Genomic DNA, 18,540 nt, shown 5'->3' with positions numbered 1-18,540 from the left:
GCTCATTCATCCTCACGGTGGTCGCCGTGGCGTGCCAGAGACGGCTGCTGCGTATCGTCCGTGAGCGCACCGGAACGTTGCCACACGTAGAGTGAGAGGGCCATGGCGATCAAGGCCAGTATGGAGATTCCCCAGAAGCCCGGCAACAGGAGCATCAAGGGGCCTCCTATGAAGCCCGCGATGGTGCTGCCCGCATACATCGTGATGTTGCTCAGCGTGGATACGGTCCCGCGCTGGGTGGTCGTCAGGGATTGCAGCCTCTCGATGAAGAGTGGGAAGATCGCACCGCTGACCATATAGCTGAGAAAGAGGATCCCGCATGCATAGACAATCCTGGGCGAAGCGGCAAGGAAAGCGTAGGCGAGCAGATAGATCCCGAATCCCAGAAGCATCAAGCGCCCGTGAGGCAATCGCGATGTCAGTAAGGGGCCGCCGAAGGCCCCGAAACTGTTGCCTATGCCGATGACCATCACCGCGAGGCCTATGTGTGTCTGGTCGAGTCCGAAGTCCTCGGCGAACCAGGTGGCGATGAAGGTCATGACCGCGAAATTCCCTACCTGGAAGATGAGATAGGCGAGGAAGTACTTCCATGCCCGTGGATTGCCGAACAGTCTGCGATACGAGCCCACCAGCGATGCGATGACCGTATGGGATGCGACAGCGCCCTCCTGTCCGTCACCGTCCGGAGCGTCACTGGACGCCGCCGCTGCAGGTTTGGTCGGCGTCGTATGTGGCAACGATGGGACGGCTGGGAACAACAGCATCAAGGCCGCAGTGACCAGTAGCGAGATCCCGCCGACCACCAGAAAGGGCGTGCTGCTGCTGCGTACCGAGAGAAAGCTCCCGATGGGCACGCCAAGCATGGTGGCGATGGTCAGTCCGGCCGTGGGTGCCGACATCACCGCTGCGATCCTCTTCTTTGGCACTATCTGAGGGATGATCGCCCATATCTGCGGCGAGCCTATAGCCGCACAGACGCCGGTGAGCAGGCGCAGCGCCAGCAGCATCCAGAAGCCGGTGGCCAGAGCGCAGGCGCTTGTGGCGAGCGAGAACAACAGCAGGCCTGTTATCAGCACCCTTCTTCGGTTCATCCGGTCCGAAAGAGGTCCTATGACGAGCGCCGCGATGCAATATCCGATCGCATAGGCCGAAACGAGCCAGCCTCCCCGCGCCAGGGGAAATGACATACGTGACGAGAGCGCCGGTAACAGAGGCGATACCAGAAAGGTGTCCGTTCCGATGAGGAACATAACCAGGAAAGAAAGTGTGACAAGCTTCTTCATTGTGCGTCCTTGAATGCTGAATCGTTCCAGCTTCGATGTTGCGGGTGAACGACACACACGCTAAGCCTTGACATTGGTGTTAAGGTCAAATCGAATGCGGGGACTAAGGGGTTCTTTATGCGAATAGGCGAATTCGCCCGGTCAACAGGCCTGACCGCGAGGCAGGTGAGGTACTGGAGCAACAGTCATCTGCTGCCCCAGAAGCGTGGCGTGTCAGGATACCGGGAATTCGAAGAGCGGGATAAACGGATCGCTCTGCGCATTCGCGATATGTTGGCGGCCGGGCTGACGATCAAGCAGATACAGCGGCTATCCTCATGCCTGGATTATGAGAGCGGGGTATGCCTCAGGGAACGTGCCGAGCTGAAAGCGAAAGCCAAGGATATCGACGTACAGATCACCCATCTCATGGCGACGCGCAGCATGATCGAGGAGGTGCTTCGCAACGCCCCGGTCATTCAGGCTCCGGCGCATCCGGAGGCGTCCGATATGCAGAGCTCCGTAGAATCCCAATACGAGTAGGCCGCAGGATCGCGCTATACCGGTTCATGCCTTGTGGTGGTGTTCATAAGGGCGGATAGGGTGGGGGCGATTGTTGGAGTACACCGGTATGAAGGAGACGGACTGATGAATGTGATCATTGTTCATGGAACATCGCCTCACGCGAATGCTGATAAATTCTGGTATCGACCATTGGCTGAATCCTTGGAGGCCGTGGGAATCCAATGCGGTGTACCGGAACTCCCCGAACTTGACCGCGAGCCTTTGGAGTCGACTCTTGCGCAGATTCAGGGACTCGGTCTGCAGATGGGGCCGGAAACCGTGCTCATCGGTCACTCGGCTGGGAGCAATATCGTTCTGGCCTTGCTGGAGCAAGCGCGGACACCTGTGCTGTCGGCCTACCTGGTGGCCGGGTACTGCTCGGATAACGGCATGCGACACAGTGCCCTGAAGGATTCATACGATTGGGATGTGATTCGTTCGAATGCGAAGGACTTCATCATGCTGAACTCCTTCAACGACCCCTTCCACTGCGACGAGAAGCAGGGTAAGGCCTTGTTCGATCATCTTGGAGGGACGCTGATTCTGCGCAATGACGGTCACTTCACCAAGAAGCGTCAGCCCCTGCTATCCGCACTGCTGTCCCAGCAGCTGACAAGCCTGTCTGCTTTCTAAGAGCGGCTGTGAGAATCGTCCGTCGTCCGTGGTCGCATCACCGGAGATGCAATCACGGACAATATGCGTACCGTTTTGCGAGAATTGTTGTGTTGCAACTGGCTTATACGGTGACGGGCGGCTTACAGCAGCGGCTTGGCGAAGTCGATGGAGTCCGTGGGCAGTGCGGTGCCTCTGTTGGCCGGCCATTCGCTGCCGTATTGCGCATACAGATTGGTGAAGTCAATGATCTGTTTGGCGCTGAGCTCGTATTCGCCGTAATTCATGTCCTCGGTGGTGTGTGCATCCGTCACCAACACGGTGTTGAAACCGCGCAGCAGGGCGCTATGCCAGGTGCAGCGGATGCATGCCGCGCTCTGGGCACCGGCGATGACCAACGTTGTCGCACCGAGTGACTCCAATGTCCGTTGCAAGGAGGTTTCGGCGAAGGCGTCGCCGTATCGTTTGTCGGAGAATATATCGTCTTCGCGCACGTCCAAACGCTTATCGAGCCGCCACGCATCGCTGCCCTTGCGGTGCCCTTCGTCATCATCCTGAACCCAGATGACAGGCACCTGATGTTCCCGTGCTCTGCCGATGAGCAGGTTGAGTCGTTCGATGATTGCGGGCACATCCACGCAGTCTCGCACCACCGCGTTCTGGAAGTCAATGATTATCAGGGCGCTTTCACAGGTCATGACCCTTATGGTAATCGGACCCGAGGTGATCTCGGTTCCGGCAGTCGATTCCGCCTGTGTCGAGCCCCCTGGCGGCCGGCTCCATTTGGTTCCGCTCAAGCACTTGTGTAAAGTTGCCTGAACGTATCCAGGGAGAAGAAGGGGAACGATATGAAGAAGAGAACTCTGTCCATTATGGCTGCCGGGGTGGGTTCGCTCTGTCTGATGGCATCATTGTCCGCCTGCGGTTCGTCGAATGCGGCTGACGACGCCACCCCGTCACAGACTCAGTCGTCCAAGGCAAACACAACCAAAACCGCAACCGCGAATCCGGATGCCAGCAAGAGCACATCGGACACTTCAAGTCCGGCTTCCGGGAGATACAAGTCAATCGACGAGTATGTAAAATCCGACGAGGTGCAAAGCCAGCTGTCCTCCGTGAAATCACAGGCGGAATCCGGTGGGATGTCGCTTGACGTCCGTGGTGAGGGCAACGCGCTGGTATACGACTTCACCTTGCCTGACGGCATGAGTGCATCCACGGCGGGTCTGGCCGACCAGCTCAACTCGGGTCTGGATAAGCAGGCTTCCACATTCCAATCCATCGCCACGATGATGAAGAGCGCGGTGGAAGTGGATAATCCGGTGGTTCGGGTGATCTACAGGGATGCGAGTGGCGCAACCGTAGCCAGCAAGGATTTCGCAGGCAAGTAAGACCGGCTGGTGCGGGCACGGATGATCCTGGTGCGTCGTTCATGCGACGTGCCAGGTCGGATGCCCGGAGTGCCTCATGACAACTTGGCTGTGTCGATGCGCTTGGATGGGTCCGGCGAGAAATAGGACCGTAGAGCCCGTCCACTGGGTGTTTCACCGTAAGCGGCCAAGCCTTGCGGCGAGCCTTCGAAGAGTATGCGTCCTCCCTCGCTTCCGGCTCCCGGTCCGACGTCGATCACCCAATCGGACTGCCCGATGAAGCGCATATTGTGTTCGATCACGATGATGCTGATGCCCTGGTCCCGGATGAGACGACGCAGCAGATCGATCAGTTGTTGGATATTCGACTCATGCAGTCCGCTGGTCGGTTCATCCAGGATCAGTGCGCCATCGGTGCGCTCCATTAGCAGTTTCGCCAATTTCAGTCGTTGCAGTTCGCCGCCTGAGAGCGTATCCAATGATTGCCCTATCGAGAGGTAATCCAGACCAACATCCTCGAGTCGTCGCATGGCCGCACCGATGGGGATGGGATAACGGCGCCGCGCCTCCCGGGCGCTCAGTTTCAGAGCCTGGGCGATGTTCAGCCCCCGATGCACTGCTCTGAGAGCGTCAGGGGAATATCTGGACCCCGCGCAATCCTCGCAGGTGTATGAGCTTTCCCCAAGATAGGCGATGTCTATGGTGACTATGCCTTTCCCTTTGCATCCGGGGCAAGCCCCCTCGCCGTTGTATGAGAACAGGGAGGCGCTTCTGTGCGTTGCGGCTGAAAAGTCCTTTCGTAAGGCTTCGAAGACTCCCATATAACTCAGGATGTTCGAACGGCTATTGGCGTGTATGGCTTTCTGGTCAAGCATCACGGCCCGGTGCTGTTTCATGAAGCCTTCGGTCAAAAGCGTGCTTTTGCCGGAACCCGCAACGCCCGTCACCGTGCACAGGCAGTCTTTCGGGATGCTGACGGCGACATTATGGAGGTTGCGTGCACTGAAAGTGCTGATATCGAAGCTATGGGAGCTGTTGTGTTGGCTGGCCCCATCGTCGGGAGCGCTTCGCAGTGTTCCGGGGTGTCGCAACGCTCGCGCCGTGGCCGTCTCGCTGCTGAGCAGTTCGTGATAGCTCCCCGCGAAAACGACCTCTCCGCCATCGCTTCCAGCACCCGGCCCCAGGTCGATGACCTTGTCGGCGATCGCGATGACATCCGGGTCATGATCGACGATGACGACGGTGTTCCCTTTATCCCGGAGTCCCGTGAAGATGGTTTTGACTCCGATGAGGTCGTGGGGGTGAAGTCCGACGCTTGGCTCGTCGAAGATATAGAGCACATCACTGAGTGGACTGTTCAGATAATGGGCGAGTTTCAGACGTTGGGCCTCGCCGCCGGACAGACTCGTCGTGGTTCTGGAAAGGCTGAGATAGCCGAGTCCCACCGCCATGAGGTTGTCTATGCCATTGAGAAGCTCTTTGATAATCACGGCGGCATGGCTGTTCTCAAGCCTGCTGAGCCAGGAGCGGAGCTCGACGATGCTCATCGCGCAGCAATCGGCGATATTCACTCCCTCGATCATCGCCGAGCGGGCCCGTTCATTGACCCGTGCACCTTGGCAATCCGGACAGGTCGTGCTGGTGGTGATTCCTTTGATCTCGCTTGCATAGGCTCCCGTGCCCTGATTGAGGAAACTCTGCTCTATGCGAGGGATGAGCCCGAGGTAGCTGGCTGTTTTGTGCCATGAGGCCGCCGGGTGTGGTGGTTTCTGTTTGCCGCCATGCAGCAACAGTTCGATGGATGATTGCGGCCATTGTTCCAAGGGCAGATCATTGTCGAAAAAGCCGGAATCCGCGTACCGGGTCAGCCGCCATCCGCCTGGCTGGAAGGTGGGGAATAGTATGGCCCCCTCGTTCAGTGATGCCGATGTGTTGAGCAAGCGGGAGGGCAGGATGCTTGTGGTGGTGCCCAGACCTTGGCATCTCGGGCACATCCCCGCCGGATTGTTGAAGGAATAGGCCATCGAATAGCCGATCCATGGTTTCGCGACGCGAGAGAAGAGCAGGCGAAGGGCGGTGAACAGATCGCTGTACGTTCCGACGGTGGATCTGGCATTACCGCTCAGGGTCTGTTGCGTCACGACGATGGAGAAGGGGAGATGTTCGATTCGCTCCACGTCGGGCGCGTCGTATTTCGGCAGCAGGTGCCGAATGTAGGCGCTGTATCCTTGGCTGGCATTGCGTTGCGATTCCGCGGCAAGCGTTGAGAATACCAGGGATGATTTCCCGGAACCGGATACACCGGTGACCACGGTGATCCGGCGTTTGGGTATGGAGACGTTGATGTTCCTGAGATTATTGGTTGTTGCATGCTCGATGATGATTGATTCGTCGTGTGTTGCCATATCACCCGTCATTCCCTCGCGGCTCATCAGAGCCGGCTTTGTCCGTCCGTCGTCGCGTTACCGTTGCTGTTTCCGCTGTTCCCGCAGCACCGAGACGAGCTCCGTCGCCAGATTCGCGAATGACCGCTGTTCTTCGGGGGACCACACGGATGCCGCGCTTTCGGTGAGTTCGTGGTGCTGATCGTCGATATCGTGCAGCAGGTGCAGGCCCTTGTCCGACAGGGATGTCTGCAACTCCCTGCGGTCATGGGCGCTCGGCGTCTGCTCGATGAATCCCAAGGACTTGAGTTCTCCCAGACTCTTGGAGAGCTTCGATCGTGAGATGCCGAGTTGCACACTCAATGATGACGGCATCGTCGCCCCGCTCCTCAGTGACGAGAGGATGTCGTATTGCAGCCATGTGATGTCCGAAGGATTGACCCTCTTGCGTTGGGCCACGAATTCGCATTGCAGCAGCATCAGGGCATCGTGGAGATCGCCGTCTTGATATAGTTTCATATTGGAAACTATATCATATTGGAAATTATCTCTTCGATGTTGCGGCTCCTCGAGGACGGCGGTGACGAGTTCGGCGTACGGCGCGGCACCCTGCTTGCATCCTTTATCCGTGCGGTGGCAACGTATCCCAGGTATAGTGTACATTCGTACACATTGATGGGTCTTCGGCTGCGCCGCCGAATGGAGACTCTGGTTGATCTCAGGAAGTATGGGGGAGAATATGGATATCACTGAAACGATGAGCGAATCAGGGAAAGTGGAATGGGCCCGCATGATTGCCGGTCAGGTCTATCAGGACACGCATCCGGATATCGATTCGGCGCGATTGCGCGCCGAGAGGCTCTTCACCGAATATAACCGACTCGGTTATGACAATCCTCAACGGCAGGGCGAGATACTGTCGCAGTTGTTGGGAGCGGTCGGCGATGATGCGGTTATCAAACCGAATTTCAGGTGTGAGCTGGGATGCAATATCAGCATCGGATCCAATGTTCATATCAATTACGACTGCGCGATTCTCGACAATGCACCTGTCACCATTCATGACAATGTCTGGATCGCGCCAAAAGTCGGTTTGTTCGCCACCAACCACGCACTCGACAGGGATGAAAGAATCAACGGGGCCTGCCAGGCGAGCCCAATCATTCTTGAGGACGGGGTATGGCTCGGTGGCCATGTGATCGTTCTCGGAGGTGTCACGATCGGTGCCGGATCGGTGATCGGTGCTGGTTCGGTGGTGACGAAGGATATTCCTGAACATGTGGTGGCGGTGGGCAACCCGGCGCGCGTCCTCAAGCCGATCACATCCGATGACAAGACGGGTTATCTGGAGCGTTTGGACGCTCGCGGGAACCAGGCATAGGCAAGACCGAGGAAAGGACATGGCCGTGGAAGAGAAAACACAACTGGAACGCATGATCGCGGGGGAGCTCTATGACCCATCCGTTCCCGAAATCGCGAATCTCCTGTCCAAAGCGCACCAGCTCTGCAAGGATTACAACTCCTGCAAGGAATCCGACGAGGAGCAGCGCGAATCAATACTCCGCGAACTCATTCCCAACAGGGGAGTGGGAACATATCTGAATGGACCGATCTTCTTCGATTACGGCAGGTTCACGACACTCGGCGATCACGTGTATGCGAATTTCAACTTCACGGTACTTGATGTGTGCCCGGTGACCATCGGCGACAATGTGATGTTCGGCCCGAATGTATCATTGCTGACGCTGCTGCACCCTCTGCGATGGCAGGAGCGCAACTCCCGCCAGCACCGCGACGGCTCCACCTTCGACTACGAGTATGGCGCACCCATCACCATCGGGGCGAATTGTTGGCTTGCAGGCAATGTCACGGTTACGGCCGGTGCGAACATCGGTGCTGGTTCGGTGATCGGGGCTGGTGCCGTGGTCACGCATGACATCCCGGAGAATGTGCTGGCAGCCGGTGTCCCCTGCAAAGTCATAAGGGAAATCAGCGAAGCCGATCGGATGAATCTGCCCGCCTTCGAATAGGGGACGGTCACCGGGGCCGCCTCTGCCGATGTGCTTGCGGTTGGCGGCCACTACCATCGGATCGCTAAGTGCGTAGAAGGAAGGGTTGTTCATGGATGCACCTGTAGCTAGGAATGCCGATCCGGGCAGGCGCGACAGGATTATTGACGCGGCGCTCCACGTGATAGCCACACAGGGTGTGGCCGGAACCTCTCATCGAAAAGTGGCGGCTGTGGCTGGTGTCCCCTTGGGCTCGATGACCTACCATTTCAATGGCATGAAGGAGCTGCTGCACGAAGCCTTCTCGCGTTTCGCCGAACGCTCCGCGGATCAATTCGATGCAAGGATGCGCTCCGCGCATACGCGCTCGGAGGCGCTTGATGCCGTGATGGAGTCCATCGTTGTTGAGCATTCCCAGGCGGATACGGTCGTGACCTATGAGTTGTACACCCTCGCCGCACGCGATCATGCATACCGGCAGGTGACGGAGGGGTGGATGGCCCGTAGCCGGGCAAGCCTTGAACGACATTTCGACCCGCGTACCGCGCGCCTGCTCGACGCACTGATAGAGGGACTCAATATCCACAGGGCTTTGGATCGGGAGCCGGCTGGCGAGGATGACATCATCGAGGCAATCGCACGTATCGTACGGGTCTAGTTCGGCACGCCTGCACCGATGTGATGGAGATGTCACGCGATATGGGGAGCATCATGGGAAGTGGAGAGGCGACGCCGCTTGGTGCCCTTGGATATTCCCGTCTGCCTGCGGGCCGCTGGAACGGTTCTGATGCCTTGCCGTTCAACGACTCAGTGTGCCCCGGATGCGATTCGAACGCACGACACCTTCTTTAGGAGAGAAGTGCTCTATCCCCTGAGCTACCGGGGCAACGAGACTCCATGGTACACGCTCCGGGGGAAAACACATCCGAACGGTGTAGGGTGTCGGCGTGATCGGCTTGGGTGAAGTTCGCTCATCGTGAAGCACCGCTAAGGCCCTTGCTGTTGCGTCATGGCTGATTATGGGCAATCCGGTACCCCAGGATGATGTCGGATTCGGGTGATGCCCATTACCCTAGACAGTGCCGACCGGCACGGTGCCGATCATGACGGTGCAAGCGAGACCAAGCGTATGGAGGGAGCCTTCAGTATGAGTGCTCAGCATGGAGGACATTCGTCGCTACTCAGGATGATCGCGACCGTGATCGCAAGATTGTTGATGCTTGCGGCTCTGATCGGGGTGCTGGCGCGTCTTGTTCCCAGCCGTTTCTCGGATATCCCTTATCTGCCGGTCCTGGTGTCGGGCACCCCGTGGTTTGCGCTCGCGGCTGCCATCGCGCTGCTTCTGGGGCTTCTCTCCAAGCGGTGGGCTACGGCGTTGATCGCCTTGCTCTGCCTGTGCACCCAGGTCTGGTGGCAGTACCCATTCTTCTCGTCGAGCACGGCATTGCCGTCGGCAGCCGATACGGCCACTTCCTCCACACCGGATACCGGCGATGCCTATGCCCGTGTGATGACCGCGAATGTGTACAAAGGGCGTGCCGATGCCCAGAGCATCGTGGATCTGGTCAAGAGCGAACGTGTGGAGGTGCTGGCCCTCCAGGAGACCACCGATGCATTCGTGCGCAAGCTTGATGCGGCGGGGATAGGGGACTATCTGCCGTATTCCAAGGTGGCTTCATCCGATAAGACCTATGGCAACGGCATCTGGTCGGCCACCCAGCTGACGTCAACCGTGAATGATCAGATCAACTCCAGCGCCTCATACATGCCTGCCGGAACCGTGGCGTTCCCGGGAGCTTCGACCTCGATCCGCTTCGTGTCGGTGCACACCACTTCGCCCACGTCGGGGGAGTGGGCTCAGTGGAAGCGAAGTCTCACCGAGCTCCAAACCTTCAGGGAGCATGCGGACATCAATACCAAATACGTGCTTATGGGCGATTTCAATGCGACCTATGACCACGGCCCATTCCGTGATTTCCTGGGGAAGCGCTTCAGTGACGCCGCCAGAGAGTCCGGTGATGGTTTCACGATGACCTGGCCTGCGAACCGTGCGCATATTCCCCCTCTCGTATCCATCGACCATATTGTGGTCGATCAGGGCATTGCGGCAGGCAATATGAAGGTTGCCAGGATTCCGGGTTCCGATCACGCCGCATTGCTCGCCACCATCGCCCTGCACTGAGCTTCCTGAGCTACCGGGTCGCGAGCTCATCGGCGCTCCTGAGGCATGAACCGATCGGGAGGTGACCGGCGCGAGCTTCGACGGCATTTCTGATCGTGAGGCTGAGTCCGGGTGTATGCGGCTGCCCGGAAGGCTGGTGAGGTATGTATATAATAATGATAATTATTATTATTGAATGCCGAATCATCATGCTGGCCGATGTCTGTCCTCGTCCGGTCCGCAGCGATGTCTCGGTGCGGAATAAGGCCGGTGAGTCCTGTGGTGAAGAGGGTTACACGGCCGCGAACCTTGATCGTCGAAGAGCTCAAGCATTCGGATGCATTTTCAACGGCCCGAATGATTTACTCCGGTTTGCAGGCACGTGGTAAGAAGGTGGGCATCGCGACCGTTTACCGGAATCTGCAGATCATGGCTGATGGCAAGGAAGTGGACACTCTGCAGGTCCACGGCGAAACCTTCTACCGCCTGTGCAGGGATCATCACCATCATCACCATCTGATATGCCGGGAATGCGGCAAGGCCGTAGAACTGGAGATTCCCGGATTCGAGGAATGGACGCGTCTGAGGGCGGAATCCCTGGGTTTCTCCGATGTGAGCCATTCGCTTGAACTGTTCGGCCTCTGCGCCGCATGCCGACTAAGGGAGTCAAAGGGGGATGATGGGCAGCACCGTCGCCTGTCGTCGGATTGATACTCACTCTCAGCAGTTTTGCCGTTGCCACAACGCGCCATACTCTTCGAACTGCATGCAGCTGCTGAATGCTGCGATTCGAATGACGAGGAGATTATCGTGACTGACATTACGAAGTATGACGAGCACGCATACGAGATCAACACCGTTTCCGCCGGGAGGCTGGCGGTGGATATCGAGACGCTGAAGAGCTTCGACCTCTCCAATCATGAGCATGGTGCCGCCGCCTGCGGTTGCTGTGGTTGCTGCTTCACCGGTGACTGCTGCGGCGATGTGGACTGCGTCCAGGGCAAGGAGTGCGAGGCGAAGGATTGCCATGAGGCGTGCAGGGAAAACAATGAGCACCACGATTGCGCCTTCTGCCACCTCGCATTCGACACCGACGAGCAGTCACATGAGGAGATTCTCAAGGATCTGCGCGAGCTTTCGCAGGCCCTTGCCGCATAGCGGCATCACGGGTACATGCGATGACTGCTGCACCGGGGACCCATGCATAAGGTGCCGTATGCATAAGTCCCCGGCCGTATCCGAGGCAGGGTTTCAGGCATCCCGCCGATTATTCCAAATTGGACTGGGTGCCCGCACTTGCGCCGGCGCTGGCCTGCTGGGCCTGCGCGTCGTCCAGTTTCGCGCGAACCTGATCGAGTAGTTCCTGGGCGCGTTTGGACAACGCCTCCCCGATTTCCCATTGACGCATCGAGGCGTCCAGGTCGAGTCCGCCCGCTTCAAGCGCCTGAACGGCCTGAATCAGCTGGTCGCGCGCCTGCTCGTATGGGAGCTTTGCAATGGCTTCGCGTTCCTTTTCGCTCAGGCTGCTGGCGATCACCGCCGCCGGAGCCGCCGATTCCTTCTTGTTCTCCGCACTTGCTGTGCTTTCGCTGTCTGTCACGGTGCTTCCCTTCATATGGTCCTACATCCTTCACGTCTTCCGTGAAGCGATAGTACAAGTTCTGTGCCTGCTCCGCTCAACCCAGTGTCGTCGCCACAATGACGCCGTGATGCAATGTGATGGTGAGCTCATCGCCTGCGTGTACCTGCTCCGCATCATCCACGACCTTGCCCTCTGCGGACTGAACGACCGCATAGCCCCTGTCGAGGGTTGACTGCGGACTCAGTGCTGTGAGCGAGGCATGGAGCTTTTCGATGGTGAGCCCGGCGTCATCCACGATTCGTCGCAAGGCGATATCAAGTTGCTGCCCGGCCTCGTCAACGAGGCGTTGCGGCCTTTCGAGCATCACAAGGGGTTGTGTGAGGCTGGGGCGGTTGGCATACCCCTCGATGAGCCGCAGCTCGTTGTCGACCATGTTGGTGATGCGGTCCCGGATGCGGCGACGACCCTCGGCGATGATCTGGAGCTGTTCGTTCACATCGGGCACGGCACGCTTCGCGGCATCGGTCGGAGTCGAAGCGCGCAAGTCCGCGGCAAGGTCGATCAGGGTCCAATCATCCTCATGCCCAACGGCGGAGATCAGCGGAGTGGAGCATGACGCAGCCGCACGGACGACGCTCTCATCCGAGAAACCGAGCAGGTCTTCGAAGCTTCCGCCTCCACGGGCGACGATGATGACATCCACATCCGGGTCATTGTCGAGTTTGTGTATGGCGGCAACCACATCGGGAGGGCACTGCGGTCCCTGTACGTGTGCATGGACCACGGTGAATTGGATTGTGGGCCACCTCAGGCGCGCATTGGTGATGACATCCCCCTCGGCGCGGGCCTGCGGCGCGCACACCAAGCCGATGCGGGTCGGGAATTCGGGCAGCGCCTCCTTGCGCTCGGCGTCGAAGAGGCCTTCACCTTTGAGTTTCTTGCGCAGTTCCTCGATCTGTTCCTTGAGATCGCCGGTGCCGACGCGTCGAATGTCGTCGGCCATGAAACTCAGACGGGTCTGTTTTACCCAGAGATCGGGCCTGCCGTGGATGACGACACGATCCCCCTGCCGGAAGTCGCGGGCCATGACGGCGAATTGACGGAACCCCATCACCGAAATGGAGATGTCCTCGAAATTGTCGCGGACGGTCAGATAGGCCGATCCGCTGCGTCTGGTATTGATCTCGACAATCTGCCCCTCGATCCAGGCACCGGGCCATTTGGAGACGGCATCATGGAATTTCTGGCTGAGTATGCTGACCGGCCAGGGGTGCTCGACCGTGGTTTCACGCGCGAGCCGGGGGATTTCCGCAGGGGCTTCCGGCCCGGCCGTACCTGATGCGCCGTTGGCGGATGCATTGCCGGCGAAACCGTTCTGCTGGGATGGTGTGAAAAGCGTTTCACTCATGGTCTCCACTTTCGGGCATCAGCCGGACATATTCAGATGTAAAATATTCTTTACAATTGATAGATATTCTACGGGACTTACTGCCGCTTGGCTTTCGGACACCCATATTGAAATGTGGAGTGCCGAAAGTTCACGAGCTTACCGTGTTATGGGGTTGGCATCGGTTAATGTAGAAGCTGCTCGTGCATGCCGTGACAGTTGCAGCATTGGAGAGGTGCCGGACGGTGGCACCGGGATGTTGCCGGAGTTGCCTGACATGTGCAGGATGAGGAGAAACGTGGCGGAAACCGCGTGCAACGGCACAGTCACAGTGTCGAAAAGGGGTTCGGATGATAGACGCCGGAACACATGATATGCATGCCGATGACCATCAGAAGCGACCATTGAGGGTCGGGCTCGATGTCGGCTCCACAACCGTGAAAGCCGTGGTCTTGGGGGAGTCCGACAAGCTCTCGGATGCGCTCTACAGCGATTACAGACGGCATCATGCGAATGTCCGCAAATGCGTCGCCGAACTTCTGGAGGATATAGCTACCTGCCTGAAGAAAGTCGGTCAGGACAACCATTCCCTTCGAATCGCAATCACCGGTTCGGGTGGGCTTGGCCTGGCCTCGCAGCTGGGCGCAGCATTCGTCCAGGAGGTGATCGCGGAAACCGAGGCGATCAACACGACCAATCCCGAGGCCGACGTCATCATCGAATTGGGTGGCGAAGACGCGAAGATCACATATCTCAAGCCGACGCCGGAGCAGCGCATGAACGGTTCCTGCGCGGGCGGGACAGGGGCCTTCATCGATCAGATGGCGACCCTGCTCAACGTCGATGCGCAGGGTCTCAATGAGTTGGCGGCACAGCACGAGACCATCTATCCGATCGCTTCACGATGCGGTGTGTTCGCCAAATCCGATCTTCAGCCCCTGATCAATGACGGAGCCGACAAAAAGGACCTGGCCGCTTCCATCTTCGCGGCGGTGGCCACCCAGACGATTTCAGGACTCGCCTGTGGCAGGCCGATACGGGGCAATGTCGTGTTCCTGGGTGGCCCGCTGTTCTTCATGTCCGAGCTCCAGGAGGCATTCAAAAGCATTCTGGAAGGCAAGGCGCAACGATACATCGTTCCTGCCGATGCGCACCTCTTCGTCGCATACGGAGCCGCCCTGATGGCCACGGGCGAGGGCGAATCCGGCAACGACGAGGCAAGGGGGGAGTCCAAGGGGAGCTCTGCGATCACGAGTGATGATCTGCACTCCCTCCATGGTCTGATAGCGGCGTTGAAGATGTTGGAATCCCTGCCCTCCCAGGCAAGGACTCTTCGGCCTTTCTTCGCCGATCAGTCTGAACGCGAGGCCTTCAATCGACGCCATGCGGATGCGACGATTCCGGTCGGGCGGCTCGCAGAGGCAAAGGGACCGCTGTTCCTGGGAGTCGATGCGGGCAGCACCACCATCAAGGCGACCCTGATCGATGATGACAAGACCATCGTGTGGTCCACATACGCCACCCATCAGGAAAACCCCCTGCTCGCCGCGGCGGACATCGTCCGCGACATACAGTCATCGCTGCCGGCGGACTGCTATATCGCTCGTGCATGTGCGACCGGCTATGGCGAAGGATTGATCAAGGCCGGGCTGCATATCGATGAGGGTGTCGTGGAAACGATGGCACATTATCGAGCCGCTGAGGAGATCAGCCCGGGAGTCACATCGGTGATCGATATTGGCGGGCAGGACATGAAATACATGTCGGTGACCTCGGGCGTGATCGATTCCATCTGCGTCAATGAGGCCTGCTCTTCGGGATGCGGATCCTTCCTGCAGACCTTCGCGCAATCCCTGGGTATCGATATTCAGGAATTCACCAGGCAGGCCCTGGCGTCGAAGGCCCCCGTCGATTTGGGTTCGCGTTGCACGGTGTTCATGAACTCCTCGGTGAAGCAAGCCCAGAAGGAGGGGGCCACACCGGAGGACATCGCCGCGGGCTTGTGCTACTCAGTGGTTCGTAACGCACTGTATAAGGTGATCAAGTTGCGTGATCCTCAGGCGCTGGGATCAACGGTTGTGGTGCAGGGTGGGACCTTCCTCAACGATGCCGTGCTCAGGGCCTTCGAACTGCTGACAGGCCGGGAGGTGACCAGGCCGAATATAGCCGGACTGATGGGGGCCTACGGTGCCGCGCTGACTGCCAGAATCCACTGTGTTGATGAAGACAGCGTTGATGAGAGCAGTACCGATGAGGACAGTGTTGATAAAGACAGCGTTGATGAGAGCAGTGCGAATGGACACGGCGTTGCTCACAACGGTGCCCTCGATGCCTCCGGCGATCAGGAGACGGACGAAGGCGCGTCCAGTGATGCCGCATCCGAGCGTATCCCCGGGAGGCGGAGCCGCAGCTCGATACTGATGGGCGAGGATCTCGATGGCCTGTCCATGCAGAGCACCCACGACGTCTGCAATCTATGCCAGAACCATTGCAAGCTCACGGTTACGGAATTCCAGGATGGGTCACGCTACGTAACCGGCAACCGTTGCGAGCGTGGTGGGGACAGAAGCAAGCAGCGTTCCGATCGCCCCAACCTGTATGACTTCAAATACAAGCGTGCCTTCGCCTATCGCCGTCTGACCCCGGCCAAGGCCACACGCGGAGACATCGGCATCCCACGTGTGCTCAACATGTATGAGGATTACCCCTTCTGGTTCACGTTGCTGACCTCGCTCGGATTCCGCGTGATGATCTCGGGACGCTCGAATCACGAGGTCTTCGAACAGGGCATGGATTCCATCGCGTCGGAGAACATCTGCTATCCGGCGAAACTCGTGCACGGCCATATCGAGTCCTTGCTGGATAAAGGCGTTACGACCATCTTCTATCCCTGTGTGACCTATGAACAGGAGTTGGCCCCCGACGCCGACAACAAATACAACTGTCCGGTGGTCGCCCACTATCCGGTCGTCATCGAAGCCAATCTGACCAGACTCCAGCAGCCGGGCGTCCGCTTCCTGAGACCCTACGTGAATCTGTCGGATAGGGAGAAGCTGGTCGAACGGATCGTGGATATCTTCTCCTGGTCCGGGGTGAGCGAGGATGAGGCCCGTCTGGCGGTGAAGGCCGCATACCGTGAGGATGCCGTCTTCAAAAACGATGTGCGCCAGGAGGGCCTGCGCGCCCTGGCATATATGCGTGAGCATAACACCCGGGGCATCGTTCTTGCCGGAAGGCCGTATCACGTGGATCCGGAGATCAACCATGGCATTCCTGAAACCATCTGCTCGTTGGGCATGGTGGTGCTCTCCGAGGATTCGATATGCGAGTTGAATCCCAAGCGGATGCCTGATTTCAGCGCTTTTGTGGATGAGCACGGTCAACGGGCCATCGAGTCGAATAAGAATGCCGACGGTTTCCGCAAAACCGTTCCCTCATATGAGGGGCATGAACGTATGCCGCTGCGCGTCGAGAACCAGTGGGCATACCACTCCCGACTGTACGAAGCGGCACGTTTCGTCGGAGGATACAAGAATCTGCAGCTGGTGCAGATGGTCAGCTTCGGTTGCGGAATCGACGCGATCACCACCGATCAGGTGCAGGAGATCCTCGCCGACAAGGATGACGTCTATACGCAACTCAAAATCGACGAGGTCTCCAATCTCGGTGCTGCCAAGATTCGCCTGCGCTCGCTGAAGGCGGCCGTTGAGGAGCGCGACGGTTCCCCCGCATCACCTCAGGGGCGGCAAGGTCTTTCGGATCCCGGAGTGATCCGCAAGCGTGAAGGCATGCCCGTGCAGGACGAGGAGCGTGGGGCGGGCAGCGGCGGCAGTGGCGGTTCTGGCCGCAGGGCCGATGGGAAAGGGCCGAAACATGATTCCGCAATGGCCCGGTATGCGAAGGTCAGGCCTTTCAGCAAGAGCATGGGGCATAAGTACACGGTGCTTGCGCCGCAGATGTCCCCTGTCCACTTCTCCCTACTGGAATCGGTTTTCCGCAGTGGCGGCTATGACTTCAGGCTGCTTGAGAAGGCCAGCCAGGAAGACATCAATACCGGTATCAAATATGTGAATAACGATGCCTGCTTCCCCGCGATCATCATCGTCGGGCAATTGGTGAACGCCTTTTTGACGGGTGCCTACGATCCGCACACATGCGCGGTCATCGTCACACAGACCGGCGGTATGTGCAGGGCGACCAATTACTTCGGCTTGCTGCGCAAGGCGATGGAGGACGCGGGTTTCGGTTACGTGCCGATCATCACCCTGAGCGTCAAAGGCTTGAACGCCAATCCAGGTCTCAAGGCCACGCCGACCTTGCTGCACCGGGCCGTCAAGGCTTTCTATCTGGGCGATGCGCTGATGGAATGCCTCCTGCGTGTGCGGCCGTATGAGGAGGAATCGGGAACGGCGAATCAGCTGTACAGCCTATGGAATGCCATCATCCGTGAGAATCTGGAACATCATGGCCTTTCCGAAACAGCCAGGAAGCTCTACGGCTATGGGCGTATGCGCTACACGAAGCTGATGAGGAATATGGTCAGGGCCTTCGATGAGCTGCCCTTGAAGAATGTCGCACGTAAACCCCGCGTGGGAGTGGTCGGGGAGATCCTGGTCAAATACCATCCTGATGCGAATAACCACGTTATCGACGTGATCGAAAGCCAGGACTGCGAAGCGGTGCTTCCGGGAATCTGCGACTTCATGATCAACGGCATGTCGAATGCCGAATGGAACGAAGAGCATCTCGGCACCGGGGGCAATACCTGGGTGAAGAAGCTGCTGCTCAGCATGGCGGAGGGATATCGTCGTCCGATGTTGAAGGCCTTGGCTTCGACGCATGGCAAATTCGATGTCCCTGTATCGATCAACGAGCTGCGGCGCAAAGCGAGCACGGTAACATCGCTTGGCGTCCAGGCCGGTGAGGGGTGGCTGCTCACCGGGGAAATCGTGGATCTGGTGGAGTCGGGAACGCCCAACATCGTGTGCGCGCAACCCTTCGCCTGTCTGCCCAACCATGTGACCGGACGTGGAATGTTCGGCAAGATTCGACGGGAATACCCCAATGCGAATATCGTCTCGATCGACTACGATCCCGGAGCATCCGAGGCGAATCAGCTCAACCGAATCAAGCTGATGATCGCGGCGGCCAAGAAGCAGGGGACGAATACCGCCCCCGACGCTTGCTGCTGAGCCCGCCGTCAAGTCGT

General features: G+C 58.4%; 16 protein-coding genes and 1 tRNA gene. 10 read left to right on the top strand and 7 right to left on the bottom strand.

What is annotated here, in order from left to right; all coding sequences use genetic code 11:
* Positions 1–2: 2 nt before the first annotated feature.
* Positions 3–1,283, bottom strand: coding sequence for an MFS transporter (locus BPSY_RS10490; protein ID WP_033497120.1), 1,281 nt, complete (start codon positions 1,281–1,283; stop codon positions 3–5).
* A 117-nt stretch (positions 1,284–1,400) separates the two neighbouring features.
* Between BPSY_RS10490 and BPSY_RS11240 the strand changes: the two genes are divergently transcribed.
* Both BPSY_RS11240 and BPSY_RS10480 read left to right on the top strand, forming a co-directional pair.
* The gene (locus tag BPSY_RS11240; protein WP_051921931.1) at positions 1,401–1,805 is read left to right on the top strand and encodes a MerR family transcriptional regulator; all 405 of its coding nucleotides are present in this window, start codon (positions 1,401–1,403) and stop codon (positions 1,803–1,805) included.
* Between the two features lie 105 nt (positions 1,806–1,910).
* Positions 1,911–2,459 carry an RBBP9/YdeN family alpha/beta hydrolase gene (locus BPSY_RS10480; RefSeq protein WP_033497122.1) on the top strand — a complete coding sequence of 183 codons (549 nt, stop codon included), beginning with the start codon at positions 1,911–1,913 and terminating at the stop codon, positions 2,457–2,459.
* Positions 2,460–2,581: 122 nt separating this feature from the next.
* Here BPSY_RS10480 and BPSY_RS10475 read toward each other — a convergent pair whose 3' ends face one another.
* The gene (locus tag BPSY_RS10475; RefSeq protein ID WP_033497124.1) at positions 2,582–3,136 is read right to left on the bottom strand and encodes an isochorismatase family protein; all 555 of its coding nucleotides are present in this window, start codon (positions 3,134–3,136) and stop codon (positions 2,582–2,584) included.
* Between the two features lie 150 nt (positions 3,137–3,286).
* Here BPSY_RS10475 and BPSY_RS11235 point away from each other — a divergent pair, with 150 nt between their 5' ends.
* Positions 3,287–3,829 carry a DUF4854 domain-containing protein gene (locus tag BPSY_RS11235; protein ID WP_051921930.1) on the top strand — a complete coding sequence of 181 codons (543 nt, stop codon included), beginning with the start codon at positions 3,287–3,289 and terminating at the stop codon, positions 3,827–3,829.
* Positions 3,830–3,903: 74 nt separating this feature from the next.
* Here BPSY_RS11235 and BPSY_RS10465 read toward each other — a convergent pair whose 3' ends face one another.
* Positions 3,904–6,213: an ATP-binding cassette domain-containing protein gene (locus tag BPSY_RS10465; protein ID WP_052118898.1), complete on the bottom strand. Its 2,310-nt coding sequence runs from the start codon at positions 6,211–6,213 to the stop codon at positions 3,904–3,906.
* A 57-nt stretch (positions 6,214–6,270) separates the two neighbouring features.
* Positions 6,271–6,711, bottom strand: coding sequence for a MarR family winged helix-turn-helix transcriptional regulator (locus BPSY_RS10460; RefSeq protein WP_051921973.1), 441 nt, complete (start codon positions 6,709–6,711; stop codon positions 6,271–6,273).
* Between the two features lie 220 nt (positions 6,712–6,931).
* Between BPSY_RS10460 and BPSY_RS10455 the strand changes: the two genes are divergently transcribed.
* The 3 genes from BPSY_RS10455 (at position 6,932) to BPSY_RS10445 (ending at position 8,859) form a co-directional block, all read left to right on the top strand.
* On the top strand, positions 6,932–7,573 hold the full coding sequence (locus tag BPSY_RS10455; RefSeq protein ID WP_033497172.1) for a sugar O-acetyltransferase: 642 nt from the start codon (positions 6,932–6,934) through the stop codon (positions 7,571–7,573).
* A 19-nt stretch (positions 7,574–7,592) separates the two neighbouring features.
* Positions 7,593–8,222: a sugar O-acetyltransferase gene (locus BPSY_RS10450; RefSeq protein WP_239647651.1), complete on the top strand. Its 630-nt coding sequence runs from the start codon at positions 7,593–7,595 to the stop codon at positions 8,220–8,222.
* A 91-nt stretch (positions 8,223–8,313) separates the two neighbouring features.
* Entirely contained in the window at positions 8,314–8,859 is a 546-nt protein-coding gene (locus BPSY_RS10445) for a TetR/AcrR family transcriptional regulator (RefSeq protein ID WP_033497126.1), read from the top strand.
* 155 nt (positions 8,860–9,014) lie between these two features.
* Here BPSY_RS10445 and BPSY_RS10440 read toward each other — a convergent pair.
* A tRNA-Arg gene (locus BPSY_RS10440) sits at positions 9,015–9,087 on the bottom strand.
* A 261-nt stretch (positions 9,088–9,348) separates the two neighbouring features.
* On the opposite strand from BPSY_RS10440, the gene BPSY_RS10435 reads away from it, so the two are divergent.
* The 3 genes from BPSY_RS10435 (at position 9,349) to BPSY_RS10425 (ending at position 11,520) form a co-directional block, all read left to right on the top strand.
* Entirely contained in the window at positions 9,349–10,383 is a 1,035-nt protein-coding gene (locus BPSY_RS10435) for an endonuclease/exonuclease/phosphatase family protein (protein ID WP_100841105.1), read from the top strand.
* Positions 10,384–10,644: 261 nt separating this feature from the next.
* Entirely contained in the window at positions 10,645–11,073 is a 429-nt protein-coding gene (locus BPSY_RS10430) for a Fur family transcriptional regulator (RefSeq protein WP_157809749.1), read from the top strand.
* A gap of 99 nt (positions 11,074–11,172) precedes the next feature.
* A complete protein-coding gene (locus tag BPSY_RS10425) occupies positions 11,173–11,520 on the top strand; it encodes a lectin-C (protein ID WP_238556853.1) in 348 nt (115 codons plus the stop codon).
* A gap of 109 nt (positions 11,521–11,629) precedes the next feature.
* Here BPSY_RS10425 and BPSY_RS10420 read toward each other — a convergent pair whose 3' ends face one another.
* Positions 11,630–11,977, bottom strand: a complete 348-nt coding sequence (locus BPSY_RS10420; RefSeq protein WP_081884414.1) for an exodeoxyribonuclease VII small subunit — start codon at positions 11,975–11,977, stop codon at positions 11,630–11,632.
* 61 nt (positions 11,978–12,038) lie between these two features.
* Entirely contained in the window at positions 12,039–13,352 is a 1,314-nt protein-coding gene (gene xseA / locus BPSY_RS10415; RefSeq protein ID WP_081884413.1) for an exodeoxyribonuclease VII large subunit, read from the bottom strand.
* 329 nt (positions 13,353–13,681) lie between these two features.
* Between xseA and BPSY_RS10410 the strand changes: the two genes are divergently transcribed.
* Positions 13,682–18,523: an acyl-CoA dehydratase activase-related protein gene (locus BPSY_RS10410; RefSeq protein ID WP_051921926.1), complete on the top strand. Its 4,842-nt coding sequence runs from the start codon at positions 13,682–13,684 to the stop codon at positions 18,521–18,523.
* The last annotated feature ends 17 nt before the right edge of the window (positions 18,524–18,540 follow it).

The organism is Bifidobacterium psychraerophilum, from assembly GCF_000741705.1.
Classification (GTDB): Bacteria; Actinomycetota; Actinomycetes; order Actinomycetales; family Bifidobacteriaceae; genus Bombiscardovia; species Bombiscardovia psychraerophila.
Note: the sequence above shows the minus strand (reverse complement) of the source record. Positions and strands in the feature narration are given on the sequence as shown.

Coding starts and splice junctions, on each gene's coding strand:
- BPSY_RS10475 (WP_033497124.1), bottom strand. CDS start 3,136: ATGACCTGTGAAAGCGCCCTGATAATCATTGACTTCCAGAACGCGGTG.
- BPSY_RS10455 (WP_033497172.1), top strand. CDS start 6,932: ATGGATATCACTGAAACGATGAGCGAATCAGGGAAAGTGGAATGGGCC.
- xseA (WP_081884413.1), bottom strand. CDS start 13,352: ATGAGTGAAACGCTTTTCACACCATCCCAGCAGAACGGTTTCGCCGGC.
- BPSY_RS10480 (WP_033497122.1), top strand. CDS start 1,911: ATGAATGTGATCATTGTTCATGGAACATCGCCTCACGCGAATGCTGAT.
- BPSY_RS10420 (WP_081884414.1), bottom strand. CDS start 11,977: ATGAAGGGAAGCACCGTGACAGACAGCGAAAGCACAGCAAGTGCGGAG.
- BPSY_RS11240 (WP_051921931.1), top strand. CDS start 1,401: ATGCGAATAGGCGAATTCGCCCGGTCAACAGGCCTGACCGCGAGGCAG.
- BPSY_RS10435 (WP_100841105.1), top strand. CDS start 9,349: ATGAGTGCTCAGCATGGAGGACATTCGTCGCTACTCAGGATGATCGCG.
- BPSY_RS10460 (WP_051921973.1), bottom strand. CDS start 6,711: ATGAAACTATATCAAGACGGCGATCTCCACGATGCCCTGATGCTGCTG.
- BPSY_RS10490 (WP_033497120.1), bottom strand. CDS start 1,283: ATGAAGAAGCTTGTCACACTTTCTTTCCTGGTTATGTTCCTCATCGGA.
- BPSY_RS10465 (WP_052118898.1), bottom strand. CDS start 6,213: ATGGCAACACACGACGAATCAATCATCATCGAGCATGCAACAACCAAT.
- BPSY_RS10410 (WP_051921926.1), top strand. CDS start 13,682: ATGATAGACGCCGGAACACATGATATGCATGCCGATGACCATCAGAAG.
- BPSY_RS10445 (WP_033497126.1), top strand. CDS start 8,314: ATGGATGCACCTGTAGCTAGGAATGCCGATCCGGGCAGGCGCGACAGG.
- BPSY_RS11235 (WP_051921930.1), top strand. CDS start 3,287: ATGAAGAAGAGAACTCTGTCCATTATGGCTGCCGGGGTGGGTTCGCTC.
- BPSY_RS10450 (WP_239647651.1), top strand. CDS start 7,593: ATGGCCGTGGAAGAGAAAACACAACTGGAACGCATGATCGCGGGGGAG.